This window comes from Vibrio gazogenes (assembly GCF_023920225.1).
GTDB lineage: Bacteria > Pseudomonadota > Gammaproteobacteria > Enterobacterales > Vibrionaceae > Vibrio > Vibrio gazogenes.
In genome coordinates this window covers 1,031,878-1,037,581 of record NZ_CP092588.1, presented here as the reverse complement: position 1 = coordinate 1,037,581, position 5,704 = coordinate 1,031,878, and the positions used below count along the sequence as shown (strand labels likewise).

4 protein-coding genes are annotated in these 5,704 nt (G+C 46.3%); 2 read left to right on the top strand and 2 right to left on the bottom strand.

Annotated elements, in window-relative coordinates; translation table 11 throughout:
- Positions 1-171: 171 nt before the first annotated feature.
- On the bottom strand, positions 172-1,065 hold the full coding sequence (locus tag MKS89_RS20300; RefSeq protein ID WP_072955700.1) for a HEPN domain-containing protein: 894 nt from the start codon (positions 1,063-1,065) through the stop codon (positions 172-174).
- Positions 1,066-1,347: 282 nt separating this feature from the next.
- Complete coding sequence (locus MKS89_RS20295; RefSeq protein ID WP_072955206.1) at positions 1,348-2,757, bottom strand: poly(ethylene terephthalate) hydrolase family protein; 1,410 nt, start codon at positions 2,755-2,757, stop codon at positions 1,348-1,350.
- Positions 2,758-3,171: 414 nt separating this feature from the next.
- Here MKS89_RS20295 and MKS89_RS20290 point away from each other — a divergent pair, with 414 nt between their 5' ends.
- Both MKS89_RS20290 and MKS89_RS20285 read left to right on the top strand, forming a co-directional pair.
- Positions 3,172-4,800 carry an MFS transporter gene (locus MKS89_RS20290; protein ID WP_072955209.1) on the top strand — a complete coding sequence of 543 codons (1,629 nt, stop codon included), beginning with the start codon at positions 3,172-3,174 and terminating at the stop codon, positions 4,798-4,800.
- Between the two features lie 90 nt (positions 4,801-4,890).
- On the top strand, positions 4,891-5,145 hold the full coding sequence (locus MKS89_RS20285; RefSeq protein WP_077316234.1) for a hypothetical protein: 255 nt from the start codon (positions 4,891-4,893) through the stop codon (positions 5,143-5,145).
- Positions 5,146-5,704: the final 559 nt, after the last annotated feature.

The following is a 5,704-nucleotide window of genomic DNA, read 5'->3' as shown; positions in this document are numbered from 1 at the left end:
TCGGTTCGTTGGTTCGTAACTTGTTGTTCCAGACAGTAATCTTCGCTAAAGAACCGATGTTTTCTTCTTGATAAGAGTGCTTTGAGCCAGTCTGATTTTTGTTCAAATCTAAATTGAATATATCGGCATACAGTAGTACTGAACAAGTAGTTTTCATTGGCTAAACCGCCCTTAATTTTGGTTTGTTTGGGGATCAACCCGCCCCAAACAAACCCGTTCCACCAATCCTTTCAGCTTTTGCACCTCACCCTCCAGATATGCCAATTCTTCCACGGTAATCTCATAATGCTCCGAATAGCGGGCTTCGATATAGGCGCGTTGCAGGCGGCGGAAGCAGCGGCGGTGGAATTTGTTGTCGAGCGGGAAAATCGTCGCAAATTCAGCATCGATTTGGGCGCATAGTTTGCCCAGTTTTTCGATATTGTGGGATTTGGGTAAATAATTGGTGCAGGTGAGTAGGGTACAGGCAAAGAGTCTTTCTGTGACTTGATGAAGCATGAATGCAGAAATTTTCTCATCCCCTTTTTCTAAACTGAATTGGAAATGATCAAAGAAACCATTGGCGCTTTTGAACCACTGCTCATAATGCTTACGGGCAATTTCCTGCTTTTCTGCTTCGGTTAAATCTCCCGGCTCTGCCAGCGGTTTCTGTGTGGCTGCAAACAGTTCAATCCCTTCTTCGCGGATATCTTTGAAGAAATAATGCCCTTGCTGTAGCCGTTCGTTTACTTCCTGCAAATCATGGACAATCAATCCCAGTGGTGCGGAAGTGACTTTACGGTCGATCTGCTCTTTGGCGCGTTGCCAGACCACATCTTCCTCAACCAGCGCGGCTTTGTTCACAATCACCAGAATATCGTAATCGCTGATATAGCCATTGACCGGATCGTTGACCCAACTGCCTTTGGCATGGCTGCCGAACAGGATGATTTTTAAGATGCGAAACTCGCTTTTACTCGCTGTTTTGCCCTGAAGATAGTCGTCCAGCGTATCGCGCAGAATGGTCGATATGGTGGCAAGCTCGTGCTGTTTGGATTCGGGCAAATGGTCGAGAGATGTTTTCATAAAGCGATATTCGGTCTGTGTGGATTGAATCGCCATAGGATAAAAGAAGCGAGCGGCAAAAAACACTGTTTGTCATGGTTTTAGATGGGTTGCCTAGGGAAATGCGACGGGGTTCGGTTTTATTGATTTGTCTTGTTGTAGCCTCCGGCTCCGAAATATGACGCACTTTAAGGCGTGTGTCCTCGTAAGGGGGTTTGTCCTCGTAAGGGGGTTCCACAAAAAAGGCTGCCGACATGATGCGCCGATAGCCTTGATTGTTATGCTTTGGTTTAACGGTATACATTATGGCAGATCAGCTGTTCTCCATTTTCTCATGGGGGCTGAGGGTTTTTGTATATAAGGTGCCCACCGTGTATCACCGTCCAAAAAGGTTTTTTCAAATGCAAGCACGAGCGATGCCACACCTCGACCTGCCTGAGTCGGATAACCCCAGGCAAAATGACCGGCAAGACCTAATACGGCTAAAACTTTGGGGGTATTTGAAATTGATCGGTAAACGCCATCTGATTGACCCAGGCCGCCGAGAATGGTGGTATCCAGGGCACCGTTAATTATCAAGGCTGGAATTTTGATTAACCTGCCACTGGCATAAGCTGCATCAAGAAGCTCCTCCGGTGAATACCAGGAATAGATGTCAGTGTTATACCAGGCGGTCATGTTGTGGCCAGCAAGACTTATCACTGTTTTAAGTTCGTCTCTGTGTTTGCCCGCATTAATCCAAGATGCTCCTCCGCCCATGGACCATCCCATGATTCCGATTTTGTCTGTATCCAGCTTACCTCTGAGAGGGCTGCCCAAACGGGTGTTTTCTCTTCTAAGGGCCTTAACGACTCGCCATTGCTGATTGTCTCGGGCTGTTACTTGGTCAAAAATGGTGGTGGTATCCATGGTGACAAGAACCATACCGTGAGATGCAAACCAGGGACCCCAGGCAGCAAAAGCGATCTGTTTGGTCATAAACGGTGGGCAGAACACAATGCCTGAATAGGGTGGTTCTGCATTGGCGGGATAATATACCCTGGCTGTTGCCGGCAAGGTGACATAGGCACCGGGAAGCTCGTATGATCTGACATTATAGGGGCCTTTTCCGTCGTATAAGCCGGGGGCTTCTTCATCACGACAGATGGCTCCATCCGGGCAATTTCCACTAATGTGGCTCTCGGCGTGACGGCGCAGTGTAAATATCTGATTTTCCTTGCCAGTGCTGGTCGATTGCATGACGTTGGTATCGTTTTCCTCGGATAAATTATTAACATTCAGGCTCATGTCTGTGCCGCGGGTAATAATCTGATAAGTACCGTTTCCAGTTTCAGCAAATCGGAACTGTTGGCAGGCGCCACCCTCATAGCTCCATGTTTGGATATTGGCACCGACATTCGGACTGCATTTGGATACGTCGAACGCTTGGTCTGGCGCGATAACTGGTGTGATCCGGTGCCAGATTCCGTCGACGGGAGTAATGATGAATTTCTGGGATTCACCGCCCCAATAGTCATTCAGAGTAATGTTCGTACCGTCTATGGTGCCCCACTGCGAGGTGTCCAGCGCCTTGCCACTTTGGGTAACGATCAAAGAATACGTGCCGTTGATAATGGCATTTTCAGCAAAGGCTCCTTTGATTCCGACAGCCATCAGCATCAGTACTATCATATACATGATGGAGGTGACTTTAATTTTATGATTTTCTTTCATGGTATCTCCTTATTGTTTTTTTATTCCAATTAAACAATTTTTTGGTAAACCAACTGAAGTTTGGATTTCAACTTTTTAATCTGCCGTTCTTTCACAGACTACCAACAGATAATGAGCTAACACGCTATTGACACAGGCATGGAAACACCTTTGGTTAAAAAATGTACAATAGCTAAAACAACTATAGCAAATGGTTGCATATTTGTAGTAAAAAGATGCATGGAGTGTGTTTCACTGTACTCATTGTGCATATTTGATCCTGCTGAGGCAGAGACAACCGTGTGAGAATATTGGGTAGGTGTTGGTTAATCTCTCCGGTAAAAAATAATGCAAAAATTTCCTTTACAATCGAACGGTGTTCAATTAAATTTTCCCCATCAATTGAACACTGTTCGATTAAATTGGAGAATAAGTATGAATAACGCTACTACTGTCAGAGGCTTTGTCACCTTCCTATGGGTTGCCTTCATGAACGCTTTTGTCGATTTAGGCCATAAAATCGTCGTGCAGAATACCCTGTTCAAAACATTGTCAGATCACCAGCAGGTGCTGATGACTGCGATCGTCAATGCACTGATTCTGCTCCCTTTTGTATTACTCTTTACCCCATCCGGCTACCTGTCGGATCGTTATGCAAAAACCAAAGTGATGAAAATCAGCGCGTTATGTGCGGTATTCATCACCCTGATGATTACCTTCTGCTATTATCAGGGCTGGTTTTATGCATCCTTTGCCCTGACGTTTATTCTCGCAGTGCAGAGTGCGCTCTATTCTCCGGCAAAATATGGTTACATCCGAGAGCTGGTCGGTGCAGAAAAACTCAGCAACGGCAACGCCTGGGTTCAGGCGGTTTCAATGATTGCCATTCTTGCCGGGAGCGCCGTCTTTTCCGCACTGTTCGAACTGAAATTATCCCCTGAAACCCCGCTTCAGCCGGGAGCGATTCTTCAGGACATCGCCCCATTAGGCTGGTTACTGGTCATCGGTTCTCTGATCGAGTGTCTGCTGGCTTTCCGCTTACCGGGAAAAGATCACTTACGGGGACACACACCTCAGGATGGCGCTCGGCATCAGATACAAGAACCAGCATTTATCTGGAAAGATTACATTCTGGGTAAAACGTTAGGCCGGAATCTCACCCTCCTGTTTCAGGAAAAAGCGATTTGGCAATCAGTCATCGGCTTAACCCTGTTTCTTTCGATCAGTCAGGTAATGATTGCTGCTTTCCCGGCCTACGCCAAAAGCCACCTTGCTATGGATAATACCTTTATCATTCAAAGTATTATTGCGATGGCGATTGTCGGTATGATGCTTGGTTCTTCATTTGCTTCAAAACACTCCGTCAATCACATTAATCTGGCGCTGATCCCCTCCGGTGCTCTGATTATCTGTGCCGGACTATTTCTGCTGCCACAGGTCACCTCATCGGTTTTGCTTGGCGGTATTTTCCTGACTATCGGTATCGGCGGCTCATTTATGTTGGTCCCGCTCAACGCATTAATTCAGTTCCACGCGAAAGAAGACCAGATCGGTAAAATTCTGGCCGGGAATAATTTCATTCAGAATGTCGGCATGTTGTTATGTTTGGCAGTCACGGTCGCGTTCACAACGCAGGAACTCGATGTCAGCTATATTTTGTGGGGATTATTCGGCCTTGGTGCTTTGGTTGCGTTGGCTGCCATCATTCTGCTACCGGAAGTTCTGGTCCGTTCGGTGATGACTAAATTACTCGGCCACAAATACCGTCTGCAAGTGTTGGGGTTCAACAATCTGCCGGAAGCCGGTCAGGGAACGTTGCTGCTCGGTAATCATATCAGCTGGCTGGACTGGGCAATTGTGCAGATGGCATCCCCGAGACGTGTACACTTCGTTATGGATCAGACTATCTACCAACGCTGGTATCTCAAATGGCTGTTCGATCTGTTTCAGGTGGTTCCGATTGCTCCCGGCAAAAGCCGTGAAGCATTAAACAAGAAAATAAGCAGGACACACACATTCAAGGGATGGATTTACTTATGGCGTGTGTCCTTATTTTGGCGATGAATTTGGTAAAGGAGGGAGCTCAACAGCTGCATGCAGATGGTGAAGTGCTGGAGTATAATAGTTCTGAGATCTTACCAGAGGAGTGATAAAATGACTGGTAGATGTGATATTCCTGTTAGTGATGCATTAGATCAACTAGAGGAGCTCATAAGTAGGGTTGTATTACACGACGATGAAAAAACTGAGCTATTAAAGATACTAGGAGATTCTAGGGCTAGAAAGACTATACCAATGCGAGAGATTCATCGTCTTATTATGGCTTACAGAAAAGTATATGGTATTTACACTCCGTTTTCAGAAAGTGAACGCAATCTTCTTAAAAGTTTACTAATTTTCTGGGGATAATGTAGAGATTGAGACTGTTCATTATCCTATGTCACGCCCCCATTTCCACAAACCCAGATAGAGGCAGCGCCCACCAAGCTGGAACCATCAGGGTCCAGCCCCATCACTCAACCCGCCCCAAACAAACCCGTTCCACCAATCCTTGCAGCTTTTGTACCTCACCCTCCAGATACGCCAATTCTTCCACGGTGATTTCATAATGCTCCGAATAGCGGGCTTCGATATAGGCGCGTTGCAGTCGACGGAAGCAGCGGCGGTGGAATTTATTGTCGAGCGGGAAAATGGTCGAGGGATGTTTTCATAAATCGATATTCGGTCTGTGTGGATTGAATGGTTCATAGGATAAAAGAAGCGAGCGGCAAAAAACACTGTTTGTCATGGTTTTAGATGGGTTGCCTAGGGAAATGCGACGGGGTTCGGTTTTATTGGTTTGTCTGGTGATTCTTGTCGCCTTTGGCTTCGAGGCATGACGCACAATTCCGTTTTTCGATTTCAGTGGCATCGGTGTGCTGTGCGCCTGTTCATCTTTCAGAGATGAAAGACGAACCAGAAAATCTTT